The 25,471-nt window shown below is 65.6% G+C and carries 25 protein-coding genes; 17 read left to right on the forward strand and 8 right to left on the reverse strand.

What is annotated here, in order from left to right; all coding sequences use genetic code 11:
• Positions 1 to 169 precede the first annotated feature (169 nt).
• Positions 170 to 859 (reverse strand): class I SAM-dependent methyltransferase, encoded by a 690-nt coding sequence (locus tag RSPPHO_RS06730; RefSeq protein WP_041794676.1) that lies wholly within the window; start codon positions 857 to 859, stop codon positions 170 to 172.
• 14 nt (positions 860 to 873) lie between these two features.
• Entirely contained in the window at positions 874 to 1,743 is an 870-nt protein-coding gene (locus tag RSPPHO_RS06735) for a hypothetical protein (RefSeq protein WP_051013734.1), read from the reverse strand.
• 90 nt (positions 1,744 to 1,833) lie between these two features.
• Between RSPPHO_RS06735 and RSPPHO_RS19750 the strand changes: the two genes are divergently transcribed.
• The 16 genes from RSPPHO_RS19750 to RSPPHO_RS06805 all read left to right on the forward strand — a co-directional run bounded on the left by RSPPHO_RS19750 (position 1,834) and on the right by RSPPHO_RS06805 (position 18,092).
• On the forward strand, positions 1,834 to 2,418 hold the full coding sequence (locus RSPPHO_RS19750) for a YdcF family protein (RefSeq protein ID WP_157879118.1): 585 nt from the start codon (positions 1,834 to 1,836) through the stop codon (positions 2,416 to 2,418).
• Complete coding sequence (locus tag RSPPHO_RS06745) at positions 2,415 to 3,611, forward strand: CaiB/BaiF CoA transferase family protein (RefSeq protein ID WP_041794677.1); 1,197 nt, start codon at positions 2,415 to 2,417, stop codon at positions 3,609 to 3,611. The genes RSPPHO_RS19750 and RSPPHO_RS06745 overlap by 4 nt, the downstream gene beginning before the upstream one ends.
• A gap of 213 nt (positions 3,612 to 3,824) precedes the next feature.
• Positions 3,825 to 5,510, forward strand: coding sequence for a methyl-accepting chemotaxis protein (locus tag RSPPHO_RS06750; protein ID WP_014414517.1), 1,686 nt, complete (start codon positions 3,825 to 3,827; stop codon positions 5,508 to 5,510).
• A gap of 429 nt (positions 5,511 to 5,939) precedes the next feature.
• Positions 5,940 to 7,520, forward strand: a complete 1,581-nt coding sequence (locus RSPPHO_RS06755) for a cytochrome ubiquinol oxidase subunit I (protein WP_051013735.1) — start codon at positions 5,940 to 5,942, stop codon at positions 7,518 to 7,520.
• A gap of 11 nt (positions 7,521 to 7,531) precedes the next feature.
• The gene (gene cydB, locus RSPPHO_RS06760; RefSeq protein WP_014414519.1) at positions 7,532 to 8,686 is read left to right on the forward strand and encodes a cytochrome d ubiquinol oxidase subunit II; all 1,155 of its coding nucleotides are present in this window, start codon (positions 7,532 to 7,534) and stop codon (positions 8,684 to 8,686) included.
• 50 nt (positions 8,687 to 8,736) lie between these two features.
• Complete coding sequence (gene cydX / locus RSPPHO_RS18340; RefSeq protein WP_069187540.1) at positions 8,737 to 8,844, forward strand: cytochrome bd-I oxidase subunit CydX; 108 nt, start codon at positions 8,737 to 8,739, stop codon at positions 8,842 to 8,844.
• Complete coding sequence (locus tag RSPPHO_RS06765) at positions 8,834 to 10,288, forward strand: ABC transporter ATP-binding protein/permease (protein WP_014414521.1); 1,455 nt, start codon at positions 8,834 to 8,836, stop codon at positions 10,286 to 10,288. Before cydX ends, RSPPHO_RS06765 begins: the two co-directional genes overlap by 11 nt.
• A complete protein-coding gene (locus RSPPHO_RS17670) occupies positions 10,219 to 10,575 on the forward strand; it encodes an ATP-binding cassette domain-containing protein (RefSeq protein ID WP_014414522.1) in 357 nt (118 codons plus the stop codon). The genes RSPPHO_RS06765 and RSPPHO_RS17670 overlap by 70 nt, the downstream gene beginning before the upstream one ends.
• Entirely contained in the window at positions 10,572 to 11,873 is a 1,302-nt protein-coding gene (locus RSPPHO_RS06770; RefSeq protein WP_014414523.1) for an ABC transporter domain-containing protein, read from the forward strand. Before RSPPHO_RS17670 ends, RSPPHO_RS06770 begins: the two co-directional genes overlap by 4 nt.
• Positions 11,831 to 12,112 carry a hypothetical protein gene (locus RSPPHO_RS06775; RefSeq protein ID WP_041794678.1) on the forward strand — a complete coding sequence of 94 codons (282 nt, stop codon included), beginning with the start codon at positions 11,831 to 11,833 and terminating at the stop codon, positions 12,110 to 12,112. The genes RSPPHO_RS06770 and RSPPHO_RS06775 overlap by 43 nt, the downstream gene beginning before the upstream one ends.
• Positions 12,113 to 12,197: 85 nt before the next feature.
• Positions 12,198 to 12,965, forward strand: coding sequence for an NAD kinase (locus RSPPHO_RS06780; protein ID WP_041794679.1), 768 nt, complete (start codon positions 12,198 to 12,200; stop codon positions 12,963 to 12,965).
• A 135-nt stretch (positions 12,966 to 13,100) separates the two neighbouring features.
• Positions 13,101 to 13,874, forward strand: a complete 774-nt coding sequence (locus tag RSPPHO_RS06785) for a ferredoxin--NADP reductase (RefSeq protein WP_014414525.1) — start codon at positions 13,101 to 13,103, stop codon at positions 13,872 to 13,874.
• A gap of 244 nt (positions 13,875 to 14,118) precedes the next feature.
• Positions 14,119 to 14,949, forward strand: a complete 831-nt coding sequence (panB, locus tag RSPPHO_RS06790) for a 3-methyl-2-oxobutanoate hydroxymethyltransferase (RefSeq protein ID WP_041794680.1) — start codon at positions 14,119 to 14,121, stop codon at positions 14,947 to 14,949.
• A gap of 33 nt (positions 14,950 to 14,982) precedes the next feature.
• Positions 14,983 to 15,873 carry a pantoate--beta-alanine ligase gene (gene panC / locus RSPPHO_RS06795; RefSeq protein WP_014414527.1) on the forward strand — a complete coding sequence of 297 codons (891 nt, stop codon included), beginning with the start codon at positions 14,983 to 14,985 and terminating at the stop codon, positions 15,871 to 15,873.
• A gap of 23 nt (positions 15,874 to 15,896) precedes the next feature.
• A complete protein-coding gene (locus RSPPHO_RS06800) occupies positions 15,897 to 16,346 on the forward strand; it encodes a methyltransferase family protein (protein ID WP_041794681.1) in 450 nt (149 codons plus the stop codon).
• 246 nt (positions 16,347 to 16,592) lie between these two features.
• A complete protein-coding gene (locus RSPPHO_RS06805) occupies positions 16,593 to 18,092 on the forward strand; it encodes a sensor histidine kinase (protein ID WP_051013736.1) in 1,500 nt (499 codons plus the stop codon).
• Between the two features lie 54 nt (positions 18,093 to 18,146).
• Here RSPPHO_RS06805 and trpE read toward each other — a convergent pair whose 3' ends face one another.
• From trpE to RSPPHO_RS06820, 4 genes are all read right to left on the reverse strand, one after another.
• A complete protein-coding gene (gene trpE / locus RSPPHO_RS06810; protein ID WP_014414530.1) occupies positions 18,147 to 19,658 on the reverse strand; it encodes an anthranilate synthase component I in 1,512 nt (503 codons plus the stop codon).
• A gap of 24 nt (positions 19,659 to 19,682) precedes the next feature.
• Positions 19,683 to 20,156: a hypothetical protein gene (locus RSPPHO_RS20935; protein ID WP_081581671.1), complete on the reverse strand. Its 474-nt coding sequence runs from the start codon at positions 20,154 to 20,156 to the stop codon at positions 19,683 to 19,685.
• The gene (locus tag RSPPHO_RS06815) at positions 20,098 to 21,597 is read right to left on the reverse strand and encodes a peptidylprolyl isomerase (protein WP_242390589.1); all 1,500 of its coding nucleotides are present in this window, start codon (positions 21,595 to 21,597) and stop codon (positions 20,098 to 20,100) included. Before RSPPHO_RS06815 ends, RSPPHO_RS20935 begins: the two co-directional genes overlap by 59 nt.
• Positions 21,598 to 21,741: 144 nt before the next feature.
• On the reverse strand, positions 21,742 to 22,221 hold the full coding sequence (locus RSPPHO_RS06820) for a bacteriohemerythrin (protein WP_051013737.1): 480 nt from the start codon (positions 22,219 to 22,221) through the stop codon (positions 21,742 to 21,744).
• 414 nt (positions 22,222 to 22,635) lie between these two features.
• Here RSPPHO_RS06820 and RSPPHO_RS06825 point away from each other — a divergent pair, with 414 nt between their 5' ends.
• Complete coding sequence (locus tag RSPPHO_RS06825; protein WP_014414534.1) at positions 22,636 to 23,001, forward strand: GcrA family cell cycle regulator; 366 nt, start codon at positions 22,636 to 22,638, stop codon at positions 22,999 to 23,001.
• A gap of 82 nt (positions 23,002 to 23,083) precedes the next feature.
• Here RSPPHO_RS06825 and RSPPHO_RS17675 read toward each other — a convergent pair whose 3' ends face one another.
• Positions 23,084 to 24,784 (reverse strand): methyl-accepting chemotaxis protein, encoded by a 1,701-nt coding sequence (locus RSPPHO_RS17675; RefSeq protein ID WP_014414535.1) that lies wholly within the window; start codon positions 24,782 to 24,784, stop codon positions 23,084 to 23,086.
• Between the two features lie 48 nt (positions 24,785 to 24,832).
• Complete coding sequence (locus RSPPHO_RS06835) at positions 24,833 to 25,282, reverse strand: cache domain-containing protein (protein ID WP_157879119.1); 450 nt, start codon at positions 25,280 to 25,282, stop codon at positions 24,833 to 24,835.
• Positions 25,283 to 25,471 lie beyond the last annotated feature (189 nt).

Genomic DNA, 25,471 nt, shown 5'->3' on the forward strand with positions numbered 1-25,471 from the left:
AGGGAGGTATGCGTCCATTGATTGGGTGCAATGCGCAAGGGGGAGGGCGGGTCGCTCTGTTTTGTCCCCGAAATGGTCTGCGTGATGCATGGGCTTTGATGCGACGCGGGAACGAGGGGGCTGGGGAGGCCCCGCCACCCCAGCCGTTTCTTTTTTTACCTCCCGTCGCTCAGGGCTTGCGCAGCAAAAGAGCGCGCATGGGCTGGTCGAACAGGGTAGCACCGTCGGCGTCGCGCCGGCCCAGACGATCGAACGCCGCCCGCAGCGAGGTCTCATGGGCATCAAACACCGCTTCGCGCTCTGGGTTAGCGGCGGCGGTGCGCTCGCGCAGGGCCTCGAACGAGGCGAGGCGAACCGTATGCAGGTATTCCTGCTCCCGCTCCAAGGAGAGACCATCGGCCACCGCCTGACGCACGCACGCCAAGGCGGCGGCACGGACCTCTGTTTCGTCGTCCACGGGGCGCAGGAGGTCGAAGTGGGGGCCCTCGGCGATGGGCTCGCCGACATAGATCCAGCCGCCGGATCGCACGACACGCGCCGCTTCAGCCAGGGCCTGTGGCATCAGAGCCTTTGGCACATGATGCAGGCTATTAAAAAAAATCACGGCATCGGCCGAGGCGTCGGCCAAGGGCAGGGCTTGGGCCCCTCCCTTCAGGATCATGACCTCGGGCGGAAGGGGGGTACGGGCGGCCCGAGCGAGCTGGCGGGCGCTGACCTCCAGGCCAACCACGCGGGCGGCTCCGGCTTGGACCAGGGTTCGGGCTAAGGCGCCATCGCCACAGCCCACGTCCACCACGGTGGCGCCCTGGACCGGGACCCAGGCCAGAAGGACCTCGCTGTTACGGTGACGGGGGCGCATCGCTGCCTCCTGGATCAAGGGGCCGAGGTCTTGGGGGGGGTCRATATCGCGGKGCGATCCGGCCGATACTGAACCTTGGTGGCTCGCTCGAAGGCCATGATGAATTCCACACACTGGCGCTTGCGGCCTAAGGCGGCGGACAGGTGATCGTGGGAGATACCTTTCGGGGGTTGGCCGCTTTCTTCCATCTGGGCGCGCACGCGCTCCAAAAATTCCCGCAAGGTAACGGCCTCGACCAAATCACCGACCAGCCCGACGAAGGCTCCCAGGCGGATCTTGTTGTCGGGCGCGTGGAAGGCGGAAACGGAAAACGAGCCGGTTCGACCGCCGCGGCGCTCCAAGACGGCGGCCCGCAGGTGGGTATCAAACGGCGTGAACACCACCGCCGTCTGGCTTTCGTGCTGCACCACCACGTCGGAGGTGGTGGCAAACAGGCTCTTGGTGGCTTGGCGAATGATATCATCCGTCAAGTCCTGCCCTTTGGCCACCTGTTCGATCATGTTGATGGGCTCGGAGCCCTTGGTCGAAAAGACAGTGTGGCCGCCGACATGGATCGACACCCAGGAATCCGGGTGAAAGCGGCGATCGTAATCGCTGCGCCGGCGCATCCAGAGATCTTCCCAGTCCAGCGGCACGTCGCGATGAAACACCTGGGGGTCGCGTAAAAATCGCTCCACAACCATGGACGCTACACGCAACGTGTTTGGGACCGTCTGTCCGCGAATCACCACCTGCTCCTTGCGGTTGGTGGCGGCAAGTTCCAGGATGATTCGGTTAGAGCGGATGAGAAGGGCTCCCTCGTCAACAACACCGGGGCGGCCGCCACTGGTCTTGTGAATGGAGGTTTTTTCTCGGAACAGGGAAATAGGCCCGATAGACGCCATTTGCGCTTTTTCACACGGTCCGGAAAGGTTGCGGTCGGGGTGGGGCGGCCGGCGGGCCGATGGGTTTAATAATCGGAGGATCGGCCGCGGATGTCTACTGTTACCCCGGGCCCGGAGACGGGTTGGAAGCAAAATTCGGCGCCCTCACAGCCAGAGAGAGCAGACCGGGCGTTTTCTCTGGTTGTTCTTGGCGCTGCGCTAACTGAAAACGGGAGTCTTCCTCCTGTACTTCTTCGGCGTTTGACGCTGGCTTTGGGGCTGGCGCGCCGCTTTGCTCGTGCCTTTGTCATCGTCTCCGGGGGGGCCACCCAGGGCCCGGACCGGCCGAGCGAAGCCGAGGTCATGGCTCGTTGGCTGGAGGCCCAGGGGGTGGACCGGGGGCGTTTGATTTTGGAGGCGACATCGCTCAACACGGCCCAAAACGCCCATCACGTGGTGCGACTGGCCCGCGAGCGGGGGATCCGGCGGCTGATGGTGGTCACGGATCAGGTGCACCTGCCCCGGGCCATGTTGTTTTTCCGGCTGCGGGCCGGGCCGGGGCTTGTGGTGCTGGGCGTGGCGGCGCCGGGACCCGAGGGGCGGCGGGCGAGGGTGGGCAGTGTGCTGCGGGAGGTTGCTGCGTTTGGGCGCAATGCCGGACGGCTGGTGGCCGCGTGGCGGGAGGGGCGTTCATGAGCGCGTTGCCGTTGGCGGGGGTTCGGGTTCTCGACCTTGCGACCTTTATTGCCGCGCCGTTCACGGCGGCGCTGTTGGGAGAGTTCGGGGCGGAGGTGATCAAAATCGAGCAGCCGGGGGAGGGGGATCCCTTGCGGCGCTTCGGCACGCCCACCGAGCGCGGCGACACCTTGGCTTGGCTGTCAGAGGCGCGCAACAAGGCGTCCTTGACCCTCAATCTGCGTGATCCTCGGGGGAGCGCGCTGTTCAAGACCTTGGCGGCCAGCGCCGACGTGGTGTGCGAAAACTTTCGCCCCGGCACCTTGGAGAAATGGGGGGTGGGCTGGGAGGATCTTCAAGCGCTCAACCCCCGTCTCGTGATGCTGCGGATCTCCGGCTATGGTCAGGACGGGCCCTATCGCGACCGCCCGGGCTTTGCGCGCATTGCCCATGCGGTGGGTGGGCTCACCCACCTTGCGGGGATGCCCGGAGGACCGCCGGTGACCCCGGGCTCCACCAGTCTGGCCGATTATATGAGCGGGTTGTTTGGCGCGGTGGGCGTGCTGCTCGCCTTGCGCCACCGCGACCAGACCGGGCAGGGGCAGGTGATCGATCTTGGGCTCTATGAAAGCGTGCTGCGGGTGTTGGATGAAATGATCCCGGTGTACGACCAGACTGGGCGGGTGCGCGGCCCCGAGGGCGCTGGGACCGTCAACGCCTGCCCCCATGGGCACTTTGTTTGTGGTGACGGCCGCTGGGTTGCGATTGCCTGCACCAACGACAAAATGTTTGCCCGCCTTGCCCGGGTGATGGAGCGACCGGGGCTCGCTCATCCCGATGCCTTTGGTCCCCTGTCGCACCGTCTGGCGGCGCGCGATGCCGTGGATGGCTTGGTGGCCGCCTGGACCGCAGAGCGACCGCGTGAGGCGGTCGTCAGCCTGTGTGAGCAAGGCGACGTGCCCTGTGGCGCCATCAACACGGTGGCCGATCTGGTGGCCGATCCGCACGTCCAAGCGCGGGGCAATCTGGCCCGTTTGCCGGTCGAGGGCCTGGGCAGTGTTCTGGTGCCCGCGGTCTTGCCGCGCCTTTCCGCCACTCCGGGACGGCTGGAGGCGGCAGGACCCGTCCTGGGCGCCGACACCGTGCGAATTTTGCAGAGCCTGGGTCTCGCCGAGGCCGAGATCGCCGCCTTGCGTCACGATAAGGTCATATGAAAGAATAGCTTTCCTAAAACATTACGACCGTGGATTGAAGAAAATCCGTCGTCGTAACGATCTCACCGCGATTGCAGATGCGGGCGGTTCAGCGCCCTCCACGCCGTTATGGATCCTTATGGTGTGTTCCGCTCCCCCAGGCGGGACCCATTGGTGTTGGAGGGTCCTGGGCCGACAAAGCCATCTTGAGGAAAAAATGAGGAAAGAAGCCCGATGAAGGGGATGATGCCGTTGGGCGCTCGGATCAGTCTGCCGGTCCTGGTGATGGTACTGGGGCTCATGGCGATCGTGGGCGCGGCCCTGGTCATGCAGCGCGAGACCATGCTGTCCGAGCGCCGTGTGTTGCTGGAGGAACATGTCGAGGCGGCGCTCAGTTTGGTTGAGGCGTTCCACCAGCAGGCGGTGCAAGGTCGCCTTCCCCTTGACGAAGCCCGCACGCGCGCGTTGGCGGCGGTGCGGGGCATGGCGTTTGGCGACAACAACTATCTTTTCATCATGGACCGCGAGCATCGGCTGGTGGCGCATCGCACCGCGCCGGGCCTGGAAGGCAAGAGCGTCGCCGATGTCAAGGATCCGGCGGGCTTCCTTTTGTTTCGCGCCATGACCGAGCGCACCGCTCACGGCGGCAGCGCCCTCATTGCCTACCAGTGGCCGCACCCGGGCCAGACGACTCCCGTGCCCAAGGAAACCTATGTTGGCGTCTTCGCCCCCTGGGGCTGGATCGTTGGGACCGGGGTGTACATGGACGACATCGATGTCCTGTTCAAGCGTCGGTTGCTCGCCTTGCTGGGGGTGGCGGCGGTGGTCATGTCCCTGGCGGGTGGCCTGTCGTTTGCTGCCATCCGGGCCGTGACCAAGCCGTTGTCGCTGATGAAGGAGAGTATGGCGCGGCTGTCCCAGGGCGACTTGGAGGTCAGTGTGCCCGCCGCGCGGCGTCAGGACGAAATGGGCGCCATGGCCCGGGCGCTGCACGTTTTTCGCGATAACGCCCGCGCCGCCCGGCGGCTTCAAGACGAGGCCCGCGCCGCCGAAGCGCGCCAAGCCGAGGAAACGCGCCAGACCCGCCTCGCCCTGGCCCAGCGCTTTGAACAAGAAATCGGCTCCATCTTGAATGCCTTGTCGGTGGCCGCTAGCGACCTTGACCGAACGGCCGGCGCCTTGCGCGATACCGCCCGTGAGGCCTTGGGGCAGGCGGGCGAGGTGGGGAGCGCTCTGCGCGAGACCACGGCCAACGTTCAGTCGGTGGCCAGCGCCGCCGAGGAAATGGCCGCCTCGGTGCAGGAAATCGCCGGGCAGGTCCATCGCTCCACCGCCGTGGTCGGCGAGGCCGTGGCCTTGGCCCAGGGCACCAACGACGGCGTGCGCGCCTTGTTCGAGGCGGCCTCGCGCATTGGCGAGGTGGTGACTCTCATTACCGACATCGCGAGCCAGACCAATCTCCTGGCGCTTAACGCCACCATCGAGGCCGCTCGGGCCGGCGAGGCCGGCAAGGGCTTTGCCGTGGTCGCGGGCGAGGTCAAGACGCTGGCCAACCAGACCAGCCGGGCCACCGAGGAAATTGCCCGCCAGATCAACGAGGTCCAGGCGCGCACCGGCCAGAGCGTCCAGGATATCGAGCACATTGTCGGCACGGTGGGCCACGTCAACGAAATCTCGGCCACCATTGCCGCCGCCATTGAGGAACAAGGCGCGGCGACCCGGGAAATTTCGCGAGCCATCCAGCAGGCCTCCGATGGCTCCACCCAGGTGGCCGAGGGAGCCTTGCGCCTGCACGAGGCGGCGCGGGGCACCGGGACGTCGGCCGAGGTCGTTCACGCCGCCGCAACCCGCTTGGCCGCCCAGGTTGAGGACTTGCGCCAGCGCGTGGCCAGTTTCTTGGGGTCGCTACGCACCGGGTGACGAAGGAAAAGGGGAAGGCTGGGGAGGCGCGGCCTCCCCAGACCCCTCGGTTTCGGAAGAACGCCCCTGTTTCGAGGGGTCTGGGGAGGCCGCGCCTCCCCAGCCTTTCTTAAGGGGCCCTCGCCTGATCTGGCTTCGACTCGCGGGGTGGCAATACAGCAAAAAGAATGTATTTTCCCGTGAGCCCCCTGTTGTCGGGGAAGCGCCCGTTTTTCTTGTAGGGGCGAGTTTTTTTCAAAAACAATTGGTTATCTCGTACATTCCGATAAATTTGAAGGGACGCCGTTTTTCAATGCGGCTAGGTCGCGGGATACGATAAAACGGGTGACGCCGGAGCGGTCAGGCTGTGCGGATCGGACAGGGGGAGATCCGAGGCGCGGGGCCTGGGTCGCTCGGGGGATGTCCTGCGAGGGAAGCAAGGAGTCGAGCATGATCGACGAGACCTTCATCGCCTTGTCGCGATGGCAGTTCGCCGCTACGGCCATGTATCATTTCCTGTTCGTCCCCCTGACGCTGGGCTTGTCCTGGATGGTGTTCATGATGGAGTCGGTCTATGTGATGACCGGCAAAGTCATTTATAAGGACATGACTCGGTTTTGGGGAAAGCTCTTTGGGATCAATTTTGCTCTTGGCGTGACCACGGGCTTGACCATGGAGTTTCAGTTTGGCACGAACTGGGCCTATTATTCTCACTATGTTGGCGATGTGTTCGGCGCACCGCTTGCGATCGAAGGCTTGATGGCCTTCTTCCTGGAAAGTACGTTTATCGGCTTGTTCTTCCTGGGGTGGGACAAGTTAAGCAAGCGCCAGCATTTGGCGGTGACCTTCTTGACCGCGCTGGGCTCCAATTTTTCGGCGCTGTGGATTTTGGTGGCCAACGGCTGGATGCAAAATCCGGTGGGTTCTTCGTTTTCGCCGGAAACCATGCGCATGGAGATGACCAGCTTTTTCGAGGTCGTGCTCAATCCCGTGGCCCAGGTGAAGTTTGTGCATACCGTGGCCGCCGGCTACGTGACCGCCGCCATGTTCGTGATGGGCATCAGCGCGTGGTACATGCTCAAGCGGCGCGACTTGGGGTTTGCCAAGCGCTCGTTTGCGGTGGCCACCGGCTTTGGCTTGGCCTCGGTGCTCTCGGTGATCGTGCTGGGTGACGAGAGCGGCTATGAGCTGGGCGACGTGCAGCGGGTCAAGCTCGCGGCAATTGAGGCCGAGTACACCACCGAAAAGCCGCCGGCCCCCTTCACCATTTTCGGCCTGCCCGACGACAAGGCCATGGAGAAGGATGCCGAGATCCAGATCCCCTGGCTGCTGGGCCTGATCGCCACCCGCTCCCTCGATACCGAGGTTACGGGCCTGCGTGATCTCATGGCCCGCCACGAGGAGCGGATCCGCAACGGCATGGTGGCCTACGACGCCCTGGAAAAAATCCGGGCCGGCGATGACTCCCCGGCCGTTCGGCATGATTTCGAGTTCCACAAGAAGGACCTGGGCTACGGCCTGCTGCTCAAGCGCTACACCACCCAAGTCAGCGACGCCACCGAGGCCCAGATCGCCCAGGCGGCTCGCGATACCATTCCCCCGGTTACGCCGTTGTTCTTTAGCTTCCGGGTTATGGTGGGATTGGGCTTTGTCATGCTGGGGCTGATCGTCTTGTCCTTCTGGTACACCATTCGCCGGACGATTCAGGATAAGCCGTGGCTGCTCAAGGCCTTGGTCTGGTCCATTCCCCTGCCGTGGATTGCCTGTGAGGTCGGCTGGTTCGTGGCCGAGTTTGGCCGTCAGCCCTGGGCGATTGGCGAGGTGCTGCCCACCTTCCTGGCCACGTCGAGCCTGACCACGGGTGAACTGGTGTTCAGCTTGGCCGGCTTCTTGATTTTCTACACCTTCTTGCTGGTGATCGAGATGTACCTGATGGTTCATTTCGCCCGCAAGGGCCCGGCCACCCTGGCCACCGGTCGCTATCACGGCGAGGCCGCCGGCCCTCGTCCCGGCTATGCGCCGGCTGAGTAGGGAGAGCCGCCATGATCTTGGATTACGAAACCCTCAAGCTGGTATGGTGGCTGCTGGTCGGCGTCTTGTTGATCGGCTTTGCCATTACCGATGGCATGGACATGGGCGTCGGCATGCTGTTGCCCTTCCTGGGCAAGGAGGATACCGAGCGCCGTGTGATCATCAACACGGTTGGCCCGCACTGGGACGGCAATCAGGTGTGGCTGATCACGGCGGGTGGCGCCATCTTTGCCGCGTGGCCCATTGTCTACGCGACCGCCTTTTCCGGCTTTTACATGGCGATGCTCCTGGTCTTGTTCGCCTTGTTCTTTCGGCCGGTAGGCTTTGATTATCGCTCAAAATTGCCCGATCCCCGCTGGCGCACCGCTTGGGATTGGGGATTGTTTGCCGGCGGCTTTGTGCCGGCCCTGATCTTTGGCGTGGCCTTCGGCAACTTGTTGCAGGGCGTGCCTTTCCGCTTGGATGACATGCTGCGTTCCCACTACGAGGGCTCGCTGTTCTTGGCCTTGCTGCCGCTTCTCAATCCGTTTGCCCTGCTGTGTGGCGTGGTGAGCGTTGCCATGTTGGCCTTGCACGGTGCGACGTGGTTGCAGTTGCGCACGGTGGATCCCCTCGCCGGGCGGGCGCGTCAGGCCGCGCTGATTCTGGGCGCCGTGGTGGTCGTGACCTTTGCCCTGGCCGGGGTGTGGGTGGCGTTCGGGATCGACGGCTACCGGGTGGTTTCGCAGGCGGCGCCGGGCAGTCTGCCCGATCCGCTGGCCAAGGAGGTGGTGCGGGCGCCGGGGGCGTGGCTTGATGTCTATGGGCGGATGCCCTTGGCGGTGCTGGCGCCGGCGGTCGGCTTCCTGGGGGCGGCGTTGGCGGTGCTGTTCAGCGTGGCGGCGCGGCCCGGTCTGGCGTTCTTGTCGAGCGCCCTGGCCCAGGCCGGGATCATCCTCACCGCTGGCTTTAGCATGTTTCCCTTCATCATGCCGTCGTCCACCCATCCGGGGTCGAGCCTGACGGTGTGGGATTCGACCTCCAGTCATTTGACCTTGAGTGTCATGTTCTGGGCGGTGGTGATTTTCCTGCCCTTGGTGTTGACCTATACGGTGTGGTGCTACTCCCGTATGTGGGGGAAAGTCACGGTAGAGGAAATCAAAGCGCGCAGTGTTTCCGCGTATTAGTGGGGGCGCTGGAGGACTCTCCCGACGAACGCCAGGAAAGGAAGAAAAGCATGTGGTATTTCACCTGGATCCTGGGCTTGGCCGCGGCCTTGTCTCTTGGCATCATCAATGTGATGTGGCTGGAGGCCGAGGAGGCTTTGGGACCGGATGACGACTAACACCCCTGGGGCCGGGGAAGGCACGCCCTCCCCCGACCCCGCCAAGGCCCTGTTGCAACGCGTGGGTCGCGAGTTGCGCCCGTTGCTGTGGGCTCTCGCCGGCGTTCAGGCCCTCGCCGGGGGGCTGTTGATTGCACTGGCGTGGCTTCTGGCCGGTGCCTTGAACGATGTCGTGATTCATGGCCAGCAGCCCGAGGGCCAGACCCTGGCCTGGGTGGCCGGGCTGGGGCTGACCCGGGCTCTGGCCTTGGGCGCTGGGGCATGGTTGGCCGGCCAGTTGGGCGCGCGGGCCGGGCTGGCCTTGCGGCGGCGGCTGGTCGGCACCGCCTTGCCGGCGGGCGAGGCGGCGTTTTTGGTCGTGGAAGGGGTGGAGGCCGTCGAGCCCTTTTTCGCCCGCTATTGGCCGGCCAGCGTTCAGGCTGTTCTTCTGCCCTTTGCCGTGCTCGCCGTGGTGGTGCCGCTGGATGGGATCTCGGCGGCGGTTCTTGCGGTCACGGCCCCCCTGATTCCCCTGTTCATGGTGTTGATTGGCGATCGCGCTGGCCGCCTCAATGTCGCCCAGTGGGCGGCGATGACCCGGCTTTCCGCCTATTTTCTTGATGTGGTGCGGGCTTTACCGGTCTTGCGGGCCTTTGGCGCGGTGGCGGCCGAGGCCACGCGCCTGGGGCAGGGCGCCCAGGAGTGGCGCGATGTCACCGTGCGGGTGCTGCGCGTTGCGTTTTTGTCGTCCCTGGTTCTGGAGTTTCTGGCGACCCTGGGGATTGCCCTGGTCGCGGTGTTTATTGGCTTTCGCTTGTTTTGGGGCGAGATGGGCTATGAGCGCGGCTTGTTCTTGCTGCTGCTGGCCCCGGAATTTTACGCGCCCCTGCGCCAGTTGGGGGCCCATTATCACGCCCGTATGGAAGCCCTGGCCGCCGCCCAGCGCCTCGACGCGCCGCCCCGTGACCTGTCGCCCTCTGCGGCCGAGCCGAGCCGCCCCCCCCGGACGCAGGGCGCGCGGATCGAGATGCAGGGCGTTCGCTTTCGTCATCCCGGCGGTGGTGGCGTGGAGGACCTGTCCTTGGTCCTGGAGCCCGGCAGTTTGACCGTTGTGGTCGGGCCGAGCGGCGCCGGCAAGAGCACCCTGCTGGGCCTTCTGCGCGGGCGCCTTTCCCCCCAAGCCGGCCAGATCCTGGTGGAGGGCCGCCCCCTGGAGGGCGAGCGCGACCGGCCGATGTGGGTGCCGCAACAGCCCCATCTGTTTGCCGGCTCCTTGGAAGACGTGCTGCGCCTCGGTGGTCCCGACGCCAGCCCGGCCGCCTTGGTCGAGGCCTTGCGGCTGGCCGCTGCCGAGGAGGTGGTGGCGGCCAAAGCCGGGGGGGGCTGGCCTACCGGGTGGGCGAGGGCGGCCTCGGGCTTTCGGGGGGCGAGGTCCGTCGGCTGGCGCTGGCGCGCGCCTTTTTGATGGAAGCCCCGTTGGTGCTGATGGACGAGCCCTCGGCCAGTCTGGACCAAGACAGCGAGGCCGCCTTGCTGGAGGCTTTGCGTGCCTTGCGCGTGGGGCGAACCGTGGTGGTCGCCGCCCACCGCCTCGCCACCATGCGCGCCGCCGACCGGGTGGTGGTGCTGGAGGGCGGTCGCGTGGTCCAGGACGGACCTTTTGAAGCCGTGCGTGCCGAGGATGGGGCCCTGCGCCGCCTGCTCGGCGCCCGCTCGCCCCTGGTGGCCGCCGCCTTGGAGCCCCGCGCATGATCTGGCGCCTGACCTTGGGCAGTGCCCTCGCCCTGACGAGCGCCCTGGCCAACCTTGCCCTGCTTGGCATCGCCGGCTGGTTTCTTACCGGGATGGCCCTGGCCGGTCTCGCCGGGGCGAGTTTCAACTACTTCATTCCGGCCGCCCTGATCCGGGCTCTGGCCATCGGGCGGGCCGGCGGGCGCTACCTGGAGCGGCTGGTCACCCACGATGCCACCTTGACCCTGGTTGCCCGCCTGCGCCCGCGCTTGTTCCTGGCCTTGGCCGCCCAGGATCCGGGGCGCGAGGGGCCACACGGCGGCGATCTTGCCGCGCGCTTGGGGGGCGATCTCGAGGCGCTGCAACGCCTGTTCTTGTATGTTGCCGTGCCCGGGCTGGTGGCCGTTCTTGGGGGACTGGCGGTGATTGGGGTCCTCGCCGCCTATGCCCCTGAGGCTGCCGTGCTTTGTGCCCTGGGCCTGCTGATGGCCGGCGGGGGCGGCGGCGCCGTGCTGGTGGCGCTCGGGCGGGCGCCGGGGCGGGCCAGCGTGGCCGTGCGCCTGCGTCTGCGCGAGGCGGTGGCCGATTTGGCCCTGGGAGCGGACGAACTCTGGTCCTTTGGCGCGCTTGGCCGCCATCTGGCTGGCATCGACGCGCACGCCCGGGCCCTGGCCGGGATCCAGGCGCGCTTCGCCCGGCGCGATGCCCTGGCCGCCGCCCTTTTGCCCACCTTGGCCCTGGCCACGGTGTGGGGCGTCTTGCTCTCGTTGCCCGGCGGCCTGCCCGGGCCGGAGAAGGCGTTGGTGGTGTTTCTGGCCCTGGCTGCCTTTGATTTGCTGGCGCCTCTGCCCGATGCCGCCACCCGGCTGGAGGCGACGTTGACCACCTTGGGGCGCCTGCGCGCTCTGGGCCGGCCGGGGGGCGCTCCCTTGCCCAGTGGGATCGCCCCCGTGCTTTTGCCTCTGGGCCCCGGGGCCAGGGTGGGGTTGGTGGGGCCGAGCGGGGCGGGCAAAACCACCGTGGCGCGGCGGCTGGCCGGCCTGGGTCCCGACGCTTCGGCCGAGGCGCGGGCCAGTCTGGCGCCGCAGACCCCGATGTTTGTCGCGGCCAGCCTGCGCCATAACCTGCTGATTGCCGCCCCCGAGGCCGACGACACGACCCTGCGGGCCGCTTTGGAGACGGTATGTCTGGGCGAGTGGCTGGCCGGTCTGCCCGAGGGCTTGTCCACGCCGATCGGCGAGGGCGGGCGGGCTGTGTCGGGGGGGAGGCGCGGCGCTTGTCCCTGGCCCGCGCCCTGTTGGGCCGCGCTCCGCTGCTGATCCTCGACGAACCGGGCGAGGGGTTGGATCCCGCCTTGGAGGCTCGGGTGCTGGCCCGGGTGCTGGCGGCGGCAGGGGATCGGCCGGTTTTACTCATCACCCATCGGCCCCAGGGGCTCGATCTTCTCGAGACCGTAGCCTACATGGAGAAAGGGCAAGTGGTAGAACTGGGCGAGCCCTTTGCCCTGGCGCGGGCCGGCGGGCCGTTTCAACGTTTTTTGGAGCGGTGCGCGGTGTGAGCTTGTCGTGGGTAACGCGGGGCTGCCGCCCCGGGCCCCGCGTTACCCAGGCAAACACCCCCTTTTTGCCCCTGACGGGTTTACGATGGATTTTGAAAACATAGCCTTTGTCGCCGCCCGGACCCCGGAAGCTCAGGAGTCTTTGCGTCGTCTTAAACACCGCTACGGCCATGTGCCGCCGGAGCGGGCCGATGTGATCGTGGCCCTGGGGGGCGACGGCTTCATGCTGGAAACGCTGCATGGCTCCTTGAGTCAGCAAGCCGCCATCTATGGGATGAACCGGGGCACGGTCGGCTTCTTGCTCAATACCTACCGCGAGGAGGCGTTGATTGAACGCCTTAAGGTGGCCACTTCGGTTCGCCTCACCCCTTTGCTGCTGCGGGCCGTGACCGCGACGGGTCAAGCCGAGGACGCCCTGGCGATCAACGAGGTCGCGTTGCTGCGCCAGTCGCGCCAAGCGGCCAAGCTGCGCATTAGTGTGGATGGCCGGGTGAGACTGGAGGAAATGATCTGCGACGGGGTGCTGCTGTCCACCGCCGCCGGCTCCACCGCCTACAACGCCTCGGCCCATGGCCCGATCTTGCCGCTGGGCTCCAATGTGCTGGCCCTGACGCCGATCAGCGTGTTTCGCCCCCGGCGCTGGCGCGGGGCCGTGCTGCCCAACACGGCACGGGTCGAGATTGAGATCTTGGAGCAACTCAAGCGCCCGGTATCGGCGGCGGCCGATTTCACTGAGGTGCGCGATGTGGTGCGCGTGACCATCAGCGAACGACGCGACCAGACCCTCAATCTGTTGTTTGATCCCGAGCATAACCTGGAAGAGCGTATTCTGAGGGAGCAGTTCATGCCCTGATCCCGGGGGAAAAAGGAAGGCTGGGGAAAGGGAACCTTCCCAGGCCTCTCTGTCCCCCTTTTTTTTTGGATACGCCGCCCTATATCCGAGGGCGTTGGTGGGGTATGGCCCCACGCCGGGAAGGGATAGAGGGGCATGAGCAGCCTGAATCATGAGACCGTGACCGAGGTTCATCACTGGACCGATCGCCTGTTCAGCTTCCGCACGACGCGCGACCCCGGGTTTCGCTTCGAGAACGGGCAGTTTTCCATGATCGGACTGATGGTCGAGGGACGGCCCTTGCTGCGGGCCTATTCGATGGTGAGCGCCAACCACGAGGATGGCCTGGAGTTTCTGAGCATCAAGGTGCCGGACGGTCCCTTGACCTCCCGCTTGCAGACCCTGACGGTGGGCGACACCATTTTGGTGAGCCGCAAGCCGACGGGGTCGTTGGTGGCGGGCAACCTGTTGCCCGGCCGGGTGTTGTGGCTGCTGGCGACCGGAACCGGGCTGGCACCGTTCTTGTCGATCATCAAGGACCCGGAGATCTACGAGCGCTATGAACGCGTCGTTTTGGTGCATGGCTGTCGCTTTGTTTCCGAACTGGCCTACCGCGACGAAATCGAAACGGACCTGCCGCGCAACGAATACTTTGGCGATCTGGTGCGCGACAAGCTGACCTACTACCCCTGCGTCACCCGCGAGATCTTTCGTCATCAAGGCCGCATCACAACCTTGATCGAAAGCAACCGCCTGACCGAGGACCTGGGCCTGTCGCCCTTGGCCCCGGAGCGCGACCGGGTGATGCTGTGCGGCAGTCCGGCCATGCTGGCCGACACCACCCGTCTTCTCGAGGGGCGCGGCTTTGTCGAGGGCTCGGGCGGCCAGCCCGGACATTATGTCATCGAAAAAGCGTTCGTCGAACGCTGAGAAAAAACCCAATCGACCGAGGGGCTTGGGGAGGCCGCGCCTCCCCAACCTTGCCTTTTTTATCCCCGAGCCCTCCTCCTCTTCGCCCCCCGAGCGGTGAGCGCCCCTCCGCGACTACCCTCCTTTCCCTTCGCCGGGCCCGACGCACCGTTAAAAGGTACGAAGAGGAGCGCGGCATCGTGTGAATGCCCACTGGCGCACGGCGCCACGCCCCCTTTCCCTCCTAGAGACCAAGGGCACAGCCATGAGCGTCACTCCCGCGGCCGATCGGCGCCGCACCGTTCGTGATATTTTGGGGCGAAAAGGCGCAGAACCGATTGTCTGCCTGACCGCCTATACCACCCCCATCGCCCGCCTGCTCGATCCCCACGTTGATGTTTTGCTGGTTGGCGACTCCCTGGGCATGGTCCTCTATGGCCTGCCCACGACTTTGGGCGTCACGCTGGACATGATGATCGCGCACGGTCAGGCGGTTGTGCGCGGATCCCAGCGCGCCTTGGTGGTGGTGGACATGCCCTTTGGCTCGGTCCAGGAAAGCCCGGCCCAGGCGTTTCGTAACGCCGCACGGGTGCTGGCCGAAACCGGCGCCACGGCGGTGAAGATCGAGGGCGGGCAGGAAATGGCCGAGACCATTGCCTTCCTGGTGGCGCGCGGCGTGCCGGTGATGGGGCATGTCGGCCTGCGCCCGCAGATGGTCCACACTCTGGGCGGCTTCCGGGCTCAAGGCCGCGAGGAGGCCGAGGCGCAGGCGATCATGGCCGATGCCCAGGCGGTGGCCGAGGCCGGGGCGTTCTCTTTGGTGGTCGAGGGCACGTTGGCGCCGGTGGCCACCCGGTTGACCCAGGCGGTGAGTGTGCCGACCATCGGCATTGGCGCTTCGGTGGACTGCGACGGCCAAGTGCTGGTGATCGACGACGTTTTGGGTCTGTTTTCCGACTTCACGCCGCGGTTTGTGCGCCGCTATGCCGACCTGTCCGGGGCGGTGAGCGAGGCCGCCGCCGCCTACAGCGCCGATGTGCGGACCCGGCGCTTTCCGGGGCCGGAACACGTGTTCGGTCTCAAGGCTTCCGTGTGACATCCGTGTTGTTTTGACAGGCAGGGATCGCCAATGAGCGCCTCAGCTGTATCCTTTCAGCCGCCGTTTTCCTTGGTTCGTGACGTCGCCGTGCTGCGCCAGAACGTGGCCGCGTGGCGGGCCGCCGGTCTGCGCGTGGCCTTGGTGCCCACCATGGGCGCCTTGCACGATGGCCACCTTTCGTTGGTGCGTCTGGGCTTGGCCCATGCGGATCGGGTGGTGGTGTCGTTGTTCGTGAACCCGACCCAGTTCGGGCCGGCCGAGGATTTTGCCGCCTATCCCCGGCAGGAGGGCGAGGATGCTGCCGCCCTGCGCACCGCCGGGGCCCACCTGCTGTATGCGCCCGACGTCGCCGGCATGTATCCCGAGGGCTTCGCCACCACGGTGAGCGTGGCGGGGGTGTCCGAGGGCTTGTGCGGGGATCACCGACCTGGCCACTTTCAGGGCGTGGCCACCGTCGTGACCAAGCTGTTGCTGCGGGTGCTGCCTGACGTGGCCCTGTTCGGGGAAAAGGACTACCAGCAGGTCCAGGTCATCCGGCGCGTGGTGACCGACCTGGACATTCCCGTCAAGATCGTGGCGGGCCCCACGGTGCGCGAGGCCGACGGGCTGGCGCTGTCGTCGCGCAATGCCTACCTGTCCCCGGCCGAACGGGCCGTTGCCCCGACCCTTCATCGCGTGCTGCAAGAGGCCGCCGCCGCTTTGAGAGCCGGAGAAGCCGCCGCTTTGGTTCTGGAGCGCGCACGGTCGGCCCTGAGCGCCGCCGGGTTCGGGCCGCTCGACTATCTGGATCTGCGCGATGCTGAAACTCTGGTGCCGCTCGCGTCCTTGGGGTCGCGTCGAGCGGCGCGCCTGCTGGTCGCTGTCAAGCTGGGGCGCACCCGACTGATCGACAACATCCCGGTTCTGGCCGACGCGCCGTGAGCCAGGTCAAGGGAGATCGTGCGATGCTTGCCAAGTTGTCCTTGCCTCCCGCCTTGTTCGCCGCCAGTGCCCTGACCATGGCCGGCTTGGCGCTGATCCTACCCGGCCCGGTGTGGCTAAGTGGGCCGGCGCGTGCGCTGGGCTTGGTGATTATGCTGGCCGGCGCCACCTTGTCGATCACGGCGGCGCGCCATGTCATGCGCCGGGGCACGCCGGTTCGCCCCCGGCAGACGCCCTCTTGTCTGGTGGCCGATGGCCCGTTTCGCTGGACCCGCAACCCCATGTATCTGGGCCTGAGCGTGGGGTTGGCCGGCTTTGCCGTGCTGCTGGGCACCGTCATGCCGGTGCTGGTCGTGCCGGTGTTCGTGGTTTTGGTGGAGCGCCTGAACATTCGCGTCGAGGAGGCGGTGCTGCGTGAGCGCTTCCCCGAGGCGTTCGCCGCCTACACCCAACAAACCCGCCGCTGGCTCTAACCCGCCTTTTTCCCCAAGGAATCGAGGGGTCTGGGGAGGCCGCGCCTCCCCAGCCTTCCTTGGATGTCCTGCCCTGGAGCACGAGCCCGACCAAGCGGGTTATGTCCAAGATTTACCCTCATTGCACGATTTTCCTTGGACCAATTCTCCTTTTTCTTTCCAAAAACACAGATCTTAGTCTATGATAGGCGAAAGAGGAGGCGAGCGCTTCGTGCCGGAAGCGCCCCCGACGGGGAGGGAGACAGCATGTCGGACCCCATTCAACCCGATCGCGACGCGCAGCTCAGGCGGTTTTTTGACCTGCCGTTCCTGGGCATTGCCATGATGACCCCAGGCGGGGGACGCTGGAGCCAAGTCAACCAGCCGCTTGCCGACATGCTGAAGTATCCGCGCGACCTTCTTGAAACACTGGACTGGACAGCCCTGACGCCCCCCGAGGATCTGGTGGTCGAACTGGAGGCTCAGGAGCGGATCAAGGCGGGCTTGTCCAACGGCTACCATCTGGAAAAACGCTTTTTGTGCCGTGACGGCAGCTTGCTGCCCGTTTTGGTGAGCGTGAAGGCGGATCGGGCGGCGCCGGAACCTCTGACCCTCTACATGACCGTCCAGGATATTTCCGAGCACAAAGAAACCCAATCGGCCCTGCGTGAAAGCGAGGAAAAGTTTCACGCTCTTGCCAACAACACCTCGGTGTTGGTCTGGATGTCGGGCCTGGATGGCCTCTGCTACTACTTCAACAAGGTCTGGCTGGATTTTACCGGGCGGAGCCTGGAGCAGGAGTACGGCAACGGCTGGGCCGAAGGCGTCCATCCCGACGATCTCGCCCAATGCCTGGAGATCTATCAAACCTCGTTTGCGGCCCGGCGGGAGTTTCTCATGGAATACCGCCTTCACCACCACGACGGCACCGATCACTGGTTGCTTGACCACGGCGTACCCCGCTTTGACGGGCGGGGGAGCTTTTTAGGGTATATTGGCTCGTGCCTGGACATCACCGCCACCAAGGAAAGCGAGGCGCAACTGCGCGCCGCCCACGACAAGCTGGCCCGGGCTAACGAAGAATTGGAAAAGTTCGCCTACGTGACCTCGCATGATCTCCGCGAACCCATGCGCATGATCAGTTGCTATCTCGGCCTCATCCGCCACCGGATGGGCGATGCCTTGCAAGGCGAGTTGGCCGAGTATTTTGCCTTTGCCATTGATGGCGCCAAGCGCATGGATCGGATGATCGGCGATCTTTTGCTCTATTCCCGTATTGGCCGGGATGGCCAGCACCTCGCCGTGGTGCCGCTGGCCGAGGTGGTGGCCGAAAGCCTGATCAATCTTCAAGTCGCCATCAACGAGGCGGGCGCCGAGATCTCTGTGGCCCCGGGCTTACCCCAGGTTCGGGGAGCGTACACCGATTTGGTGCGTCTGTTCCAAAACCTGATCGGCAATGCCCTCAAATATCGGATCCCTGAGCGTCCGTGCCGGGTGGAAATCGGGGGCGCCGAGCATCCCGAGGGCTGGGAAATCTGGGTGCGCGACAACGGCATTGGCATCGAGGCTCAGTACTTTGACCGGGTGTTCGAAATCTTCAAGCGCCTCGTTCCCCGCGATCAGCCGGAGGGCACCGGGATCGGCTTGGCGGTGTGCAAGAAAATCATGGAAACCCATGGGGGGCGGGTCAGCGTGGAGTCCCTGGTTGGGCAGGGCAGCACGTTTCGGGTGGTGTTTCCCCGGGCCGAAATTTTGTTGGCGGCGTGATCTGTCGAAGAAAAAAGACTGGGGAGGCGCGGCCTCCCCAGACCCCTTGGTCTGTTAGAGGGCTTCGCGCACGGCGTCCTCGGCGGCCCGGATCAGGGCCATGGCCTTGTTCATGCACTCCTGGTGCTCGCGTTCGGGCACACTGTCGGCGACGATGCCGGCGCCGGCCTGGACGTGCATCTGGCCGTCCTTGACCAAGCAGGTGCGCAGGGAAATACACGAGTCCATGGAGCCGTTGGCGGCGAAGTATCCGACGCAGCCGGCATAGAAGCCGCGGCGCAGGGGCTCCAGTTCGTCGATGATTTCCATCGCCCGCACCTTGGGCGCTCCCGAGACCGTGCCGGCCGGGAAACCGGCCAGCAGGGCATCGACGGCGTCGTAGGGCGCGGCGAGGCGGCCGGTGACGTTGGAGACCACGTGCATGACGTGGCTGTAGTACTCCACGTACATTTTTTCGTCGTCACGTACCTTGACCGAGCCGATTTCGGCCACCCGGCCGACGTCGTTACGGCCGAGATCCAGCAGCATGAGGTGTTCGGACAGTTCCTTGGGATCGGCCAGAAGGTCGGCGGCCAGGGCCTTGTCCTCCTCCGGGGTCTTGCCGCGTGGCCGGGTGCCGGCAATGGGCCGGATGGTGACCTCGCCATCGCGCAGGCGCACCAAAATTTCCGGGCTCGCCCCCACCAGATGAAAATCGCCAAGGTCGATATAGAACATGAACGGCGAGGGATTGGTGCGGCGCAGGCTGCGGTACAGGGCAAAGGGCGGCAGCCGGAAGGGGATGGTCATGCGCTGGGACAAGACCACCTGAAAGATGTCGCCGGCCAGGATGTACTCCTTGGCCGCTTCAACCATGGCGCCATAGGCCTCGGGGGTCATGGCCGGCACCGGCGTGGGCGAGGGGCCCAGGGTGCGGGCCCCCTCGCGGCGATAGGGCAAGGTGCGCTGAAGGTCGGCCACCGCGTCGGCCAGCCGGACCTGGGCCGCCTCGTGGGCCGCCGCCGCACTGACCCCGGCCTGGGGACGGACCGGTGTCACCAAGGTGATGCGGTGGGCGACGTTATCGAAAATGGCCATCAAGGTGGGGCGCATGAACACGCCATCGGGCACGCCGATGGGGTCGGGATTGGCGTCGGGCACCGTGGGCTCGGCCAAGCGCACGGCATCATAGCCAAGATAGCCGGCGACCAGGGCCGCCATCGGCGGCAGGCCGGGCGGCAAGTCGATGCGGCTTTCGTGCTCCAGTCGGCGCAAGGAGTCCAGGGTCTCGCCATCAGGCTCGAAGGCCATCAGGTCGTGGCGCGCCTTGCGGTTGATTTCCGCCTTGTTGCCCCAGGCCCGCCAAAGGATGTCTGGCTTGAGACCAATGAAGGAATACCGCCCGCGAATCGCTCCCCCCTCGACCGAATCGAGCAGGAAGGAATACGGTTGGGAGTCGGCCAGCTTGAGCATGGCCGACACGGGCGTCTCCAGGTCGGCCACCAGATGGGTCCAGACCACCTGCGGGGTTCCGGCGTCATACAGGGTGGCGAAACTCTGGTCGAGGCCGGGCAGGGCGATGGGCATGAAAGGGCTCCCGCGTGAGGGAAATCAACGAACGGGCTGAAGGGCGTCGTTCAAGACTCCCTGGTTGACCGTGACCCCGACCTGGGCGGCGAGGGCATCGGTGAATCCGTTGAGCAGGTCGTCGGCGACCGACTGGCGCAAGGCCTGGGCCACGGCGTCGCGCTCCCGGGTGGCGACATCCGCCGCCGGTGCCTCGGCTTTTTCCACCTTGAGCACGGCGGCGCCGTCGTCGAGGGCCACGCGGGCCAGGGCGCCGGGCTGGGTGTCGAACAAGGCAGTCACCAAGGGGCGCGGCGCCGGCTCTTGCGCCGCGGCGTCGGGGCCCAGCCCGCTCTGGCCCGAGCGGGTGACGGGGCCCAGGGGCTCCAGGGTCACGCCCGGGGTTTGCCGGGCCAGGGCTTCCAGACTGACATCGCCGGCCCGGGCGCGGGTGAGCAGGTCATCGGCCAGGGTTTCGGCGGCGCGCTGGCGCTCTTGCTGGCGCCACAGGGTCAGCACGTCGGTCTTGACCTCGGCCAGCGGGCGCGGGGTGGCGGGGGTCTGGGTGTCGAGGCGGGCGACGAAAAAGCCGCGCTCCTCCTCGGTCACTGGGGTGGCTTGGCCCTTTTTGCAGACCAAACACCGTGGTGAGGAAGGTCTTGGCGCGCGGCAAGCCCTCTTGCGGTTTGCCTTCGGCGTCGCTGCCGTCGCGGCGCAGGGTCAGGGTGTGCACGACGCCGCCGACCTGGGCGGCCGCCTCTTCTAGGCTGGCTCCACCGGCCAGGGTGTCTTCCAGGCGGGTCGAGAGGCCATAAAGGGCATCTTGCGCCTGTTCCTCGGCGAGGGCGGCGCGCAGTTCGTCCTTGACCTCGGTCAGCGCCCGGGTGTGGGCCGGGGTTTCTTCGCTCACCAGGAACAAATGCCAGCCAAACGGTCCCTGGACGGGCTCGCCCACCTGGCCCACCGGTTGGGCAAACACCGCGTCGCCCAAGGGGGCGGGCAGGCCGTCGCGGGTGACGGCGGGCAGGGCGACGGCGGCCTTGCCGGTCTGGGCCCGGGTGGCGTCTTCCAGGGAGCGGCCGGCGCGAACCTCGGCCAGGGCGGCGCGGGCCGCCTCCTCGCTGGGGAACAGGCCTTGGGTCAAGGCACGGGTCGCCGGCTGGGCAAACTGGTCGGCCCGCTGGTCGTAGGCCTCCTGGACGGCCTCGTCGGACACGGTGATGTCCTTGATCACCGCCGCCGTGGTCAGGGACAGCAGGGAAACGGTGCGGGTTTCGGGTACGGTGAAGCGGGCCAGGGCGTTTTGGTAGACCGGCTCCAGGGCAGCCGGATCGGCGGGCTCGGCCGGCGGGTCGGCGACTGCCGTGAGCGGCACGCGCACCACGGTGCCCGAGCGGCGCTGGGAGATATGGGCGGCCAGGAGGTCGGCCCCCACGGCCGGGACGGCAGCGCCTTCAAGCACCGGGCCGATCAAGGCCTCGCGGATCATTTCGCGCCGGCGCAATTCGACGTAGCGCTTTTCGGTCAGACCGTTGGCGGTCAGCAGGCGGTTGAGGCGCTCGCGGTCGAAGCGTCCCTGGGAGTCCTGGAATTGCTTGTCGCTGGCAATCAGGCCGCGCAGGGTCTCGTCGGTGACGGTGAGGTGCAGACGCTGGCCGCTTTCATCAAGGACGGCGCCTTGGACGAAGGTGCGCACGGTGCGATCCAGGAGACCGAAGGCCAAGGCCTGCTCGGGCCGCAGGTCCAGGCCCTGGCGACGCAGGCGCGCCAAGTCTTCGGTGAAGCGCTCGCGCACCACGTCGGCGTCGAAGGACTGGCCGCCCACGATGATCGCCGGCTCGGGGCCACCGCCGCGCACAAGATAGTCGGCAATGCCCCAAACGCCGAAGCTGAGCACGAGAAGCCCCAGAAGGGCCTTGGCGAACCAGGATTTGGATCCTCTGCGCAGGACATCGAGCATGGTAGCCAGTCGTCTTTCGGTCGGGAGAAGGCGGGAAGACGGGCCCACACCGGCGCTGCCGTGCGCCCCGTCCGGGGAGCGGCATCATAGGAAGACCACCGATTCCCCGCAACCGCCAAACGCCGGCGGGGCAAGGGAGGGATCTCACTGGGGAAGGAAATCAGGAAGGCTGGGGAGGCGAACCTCCCCACGGCCCCTCCATTCCTGGGGGGCGTAGGGGCGTTTTTGGCTGGCGAGGAAACTGCCCAGCTTTTTGTCCTCGCGCAGGATGTGGCGCATCAGCCATTCCGAGACAAAATCAAAAAGCCCCAGCAGGTCGAAGTCTTCCGGGTTTTGGTCGTACTGTGCATAAAACTCGCCGAGCCGTTGCTTGAGGCTCTCGTGGAGTTGGGCGTGAGCGTCCGCCGCAGGGTAGCGGGCGAGGCGCATGATCTGTTCTTCGGTGGTGAAGTGATACTCGGTGTATGTGATCAGGTCACGCAACAAGACACCTGTCTCTCCTCGAGGGCGGACACCGCGCAGGATCTCGTGAAGCATGTTCAGGCGATGTATCAGATTCTGGTGGTCGTGGTCGATGGTGGTGTTGCCAACGCTCATCTTGTCCGACCAGGGGATTAGCGGCATGCGACGATCTTTCGTGGCGGGGGAGAGCAGACAGGCGATGGCTCGGACCCTTTCCCTTCCCTTATACCACATGTTCATTGGGGCAAAGTGGTTCCGTGAGGAGGGGACGGGGAGACGCAAGACGGGGCGTTCTGCCTTTCTCTGCGGCAGCGCAAAAAAACGCTTTACACCCTGGGCGAAGAGAGCGATATTTTGCAGCGCAACATGGCGGGTACGCAGGTCCTTGCGGCCATGTTGGCTTTCTTGGACGTTTCCTCCCTAAACTCGGGCCGCGCCGCTTGCGCGGCCTTTTTTTTGCCTGGACTCCCGAAAAATGGGCTACAGTGCTCCGTTGGCGCGTCGGCCGTCCGGTGAGCGCAGCCAGAGGAGCGCGGGTCCAGGGAGCGGGTCCAGGGCGGAAGGAAACGAGGTCTCATGGTGTGGAACGACGATAATATCGAACAACTCAAGAAACTATGGGCCGACGGACTGACCACCGGGGAGATCGGCAAGGAACTTGGGGTCTCCAAGAACGCCGTGGTGGGCAAGGCTCATCGTTTGGGGCTGAAAAGCCGCCCCTCGCCGATCAAGCGCACCAAAAAGGACGCGAAGCCCGACGCTAAGATCCGCTCGGTCGTCGATCTCTCTGCCCACACCTGTCGCTGGCCCATCGGAGATCCACGCGACCCCGGCTTTCATTTCTGTGGCAAGCCGTCGTTGCCGGGGAAGCCCTATTGCGCTGAACATGCGGCGATCGCCTACGTCAGTTCCAACCGCTCCAAGGACGAGGACGCGGCCTGAGGTTGGCCCACGGGGGCGGTTTGCAACGTAGAAGCCGGGCAAGGCAAGAGGGGGAGGGGGTAGGCTCCCCCCGGGGCGTCTCTCACGATACCTTGGTCAGGGCTTGGCGCACGACATCCACCACACTCTGGCGCAGTGTCTCGACGCTCACCGCCACATCCTGAGCCACGGAGCGGACCTCGCCAGCCCGGGACCCCGTCCCGGCGGCTTCCTCCGAGACTTCCGTGATCCGGGTGGCGACGGCCTCGGCTGCCTGGGTGCTTTCATGAACATGGCGGGCAATGGCATCGGTGGCCTCTCGTTGGGCCTCAATGGCCGAGGCAATTGCAGAACTGATGGCGCCCACCTCGGCAATGGCGGCCCGTACCGCGTCAACCGAGGTCACCGTGGTGGCGGTGACAGCGCGGATCTCGCCGATTTGCCGTGTGATTTCCTGGGTGGAGTGGGCCGTCTGGGCCGCGAGGGTTTTGACCTCTCCCGCCACCACGGCAAACCCCTTGCCTGCCGCCCCGGCGCGTGCCGCCTCGATGGTCGCATTCAGGGCCAGGAGGTTGGTCTGTCCGGCGATGGTGGCAATCAGATCAGCAACGGCCCCAATGCGCGCCACGGCGTCGGCGAGGCGTTCCATGGTCTGCTGGGCGTCACCGGCGGCGCCCACAGCGTCTTGGATCATGCCTTCGGCTTGGCTGACCTGGGTGCCCACGGCGCTGAGGGAGCCGGCCAGCGTCTCGGTTGCCTCTGCCATGCGTCGTGCGGTGGCCAGGGATTGGCTTGACGTGCCGGCCACCGTGGTGGCCCGGTCCAGAACCCGCGAGGCCGACGCCTCCATTTCGGCGGCGCGGCTGGCCATGGTGTGGGAGTGGCCGACGACGCGATCCACCGCGAGGCCGGCTTCGGCTTCAATGGCGTGCGCCATGCGCGCCAAGGCTTCGCGCTTGCCGGCTTCGGCCTCGTCGTGCAGTTGCTGTTGGCGGGTGCGCAACTCGGCGGCTTCGACGGTGTAAGCCTTGAGGACATCCAGGGCACGAGCCATGGCCCCCACGGCATCGCGAGCCTGGGTGCCCTCAATGGGGGTCTCCAGGGCACCGCTGGCAATGGCCCGCATGGCTGTGGTCAAACGCCCGAGCGGTCCGGTGATGCTTGCGGCCACCAGCCCGGACAGCCCGACAAACAGGGCCAGCACCAAGGCACCGCCGGTCAGAAACCGGCTTTGCGCGTCTTGCGAGGCGGTGCGCTGGGCCAGGACGGCCTGGGTGGTGGCCTGCCCCAACTCGCTTTGCAAGGTCTCGATGCGCCGGGCCAACTCGGTGAACTCGGCCTCCACGTGGGTCATCAACGGGATGGCGATCAGGCGATCCGACTGGGCCATCTCGTTCATCTGAGCCACCGCCTGGGCATAGGTCTCCACCCGCCGGGTGACATCGGCCAAGGTCTCGCCGGCCGCTTCGACCGAGAGCGCCTGGATCTGGGTGCGCACGGTGTCGAGGTGGGTGGCAATGGCCCGGCGAAGGTCAGCCAGCCGGGCCTCGGACATGCCGGAGTCCACCAGGGCCAAGTGGCGCGAAACCTCGGAATGGACCTGATAGGTCGTGGCCAGCAAAGCCCCCACCCGGGCCCGCTGGTCCGAGGCCGTTTGATGCAAGGCATCAATGGCCCTCAGGGCCTCGTCCGAGCGAACCGACGACAAGACAAGGATGATCCCCGCCAACGCCAGGGCCAACAGGGGCGCCGCTACCACCCGCAAGGACAGCGGTATCTTCCGAACAAGGTCAAGTCCGGGCATTCTTGTGCGTCCCTTTGGCCGTAAGAGAGGAGGCGTGAGGCTTTTCTGTTACTTATAAATGCCGACGTAAGCGATGTATTCCTGGTTTGGCACGCGTTTGACGTAAGTTACTTTTGGTTGGATCAAGTTGGTGGCCGGATTTTTCCAGCGATAGGTTGTCCATCCCTCACCGGCCTTGCCGGTATCCAGGATTTCCTGCCCCAGTTTCTTGCCGTCCTCGTCGATGAAGTTGAGGACATTTTTTCCTTTGTTTTCTGGTTTGGGGGGATAGATCACCCAATTGCCGTTGAAGTCAATGACGTTAACGTAAATTTCACCATACTTGAACGGGCCCTCCTGCGTGAACGCGGCGCTGGCGGCGTCAATGCCGTTGGTCGCAATGTAATTCGCAGCCTGCAGGGTAAGGGTCTTCACGTCTTCCTCGGTGGGAGTGCCTTGGGCAAGGGCTGGTCCACAAAGGGCAAAAAAGCTCAAGATCAAGGCGCACAGCCGGCTCATGGTGAGGCTCCTCGGGAAAGGGATCGTTGCGCGGCGTGGTCCCGCGGGAAAAGCCTTGGGGGGGCTCCCGCCGCCGACGTCTGCTTTTCTTTGCTGTCGGCCCGGAAAATAGATCAAATTTTATCCAGGGCAGACAAGAGACAGGGTTTTCCCTTTCGGGTGTCAAATACCGTTTGTGCAGGGCGGAGG

The organism is Pararhodospirillum photometricum DSM 122 (assembly GCF_000284415.1).
Taxonomy (GTDB): Bacteria; Pseudomonadota; Alphaproteobacteria; order Rhodospirillales; family Rhodospirillaceae; genus Pararhodospirillum; species Pararhodospirillum photometricum.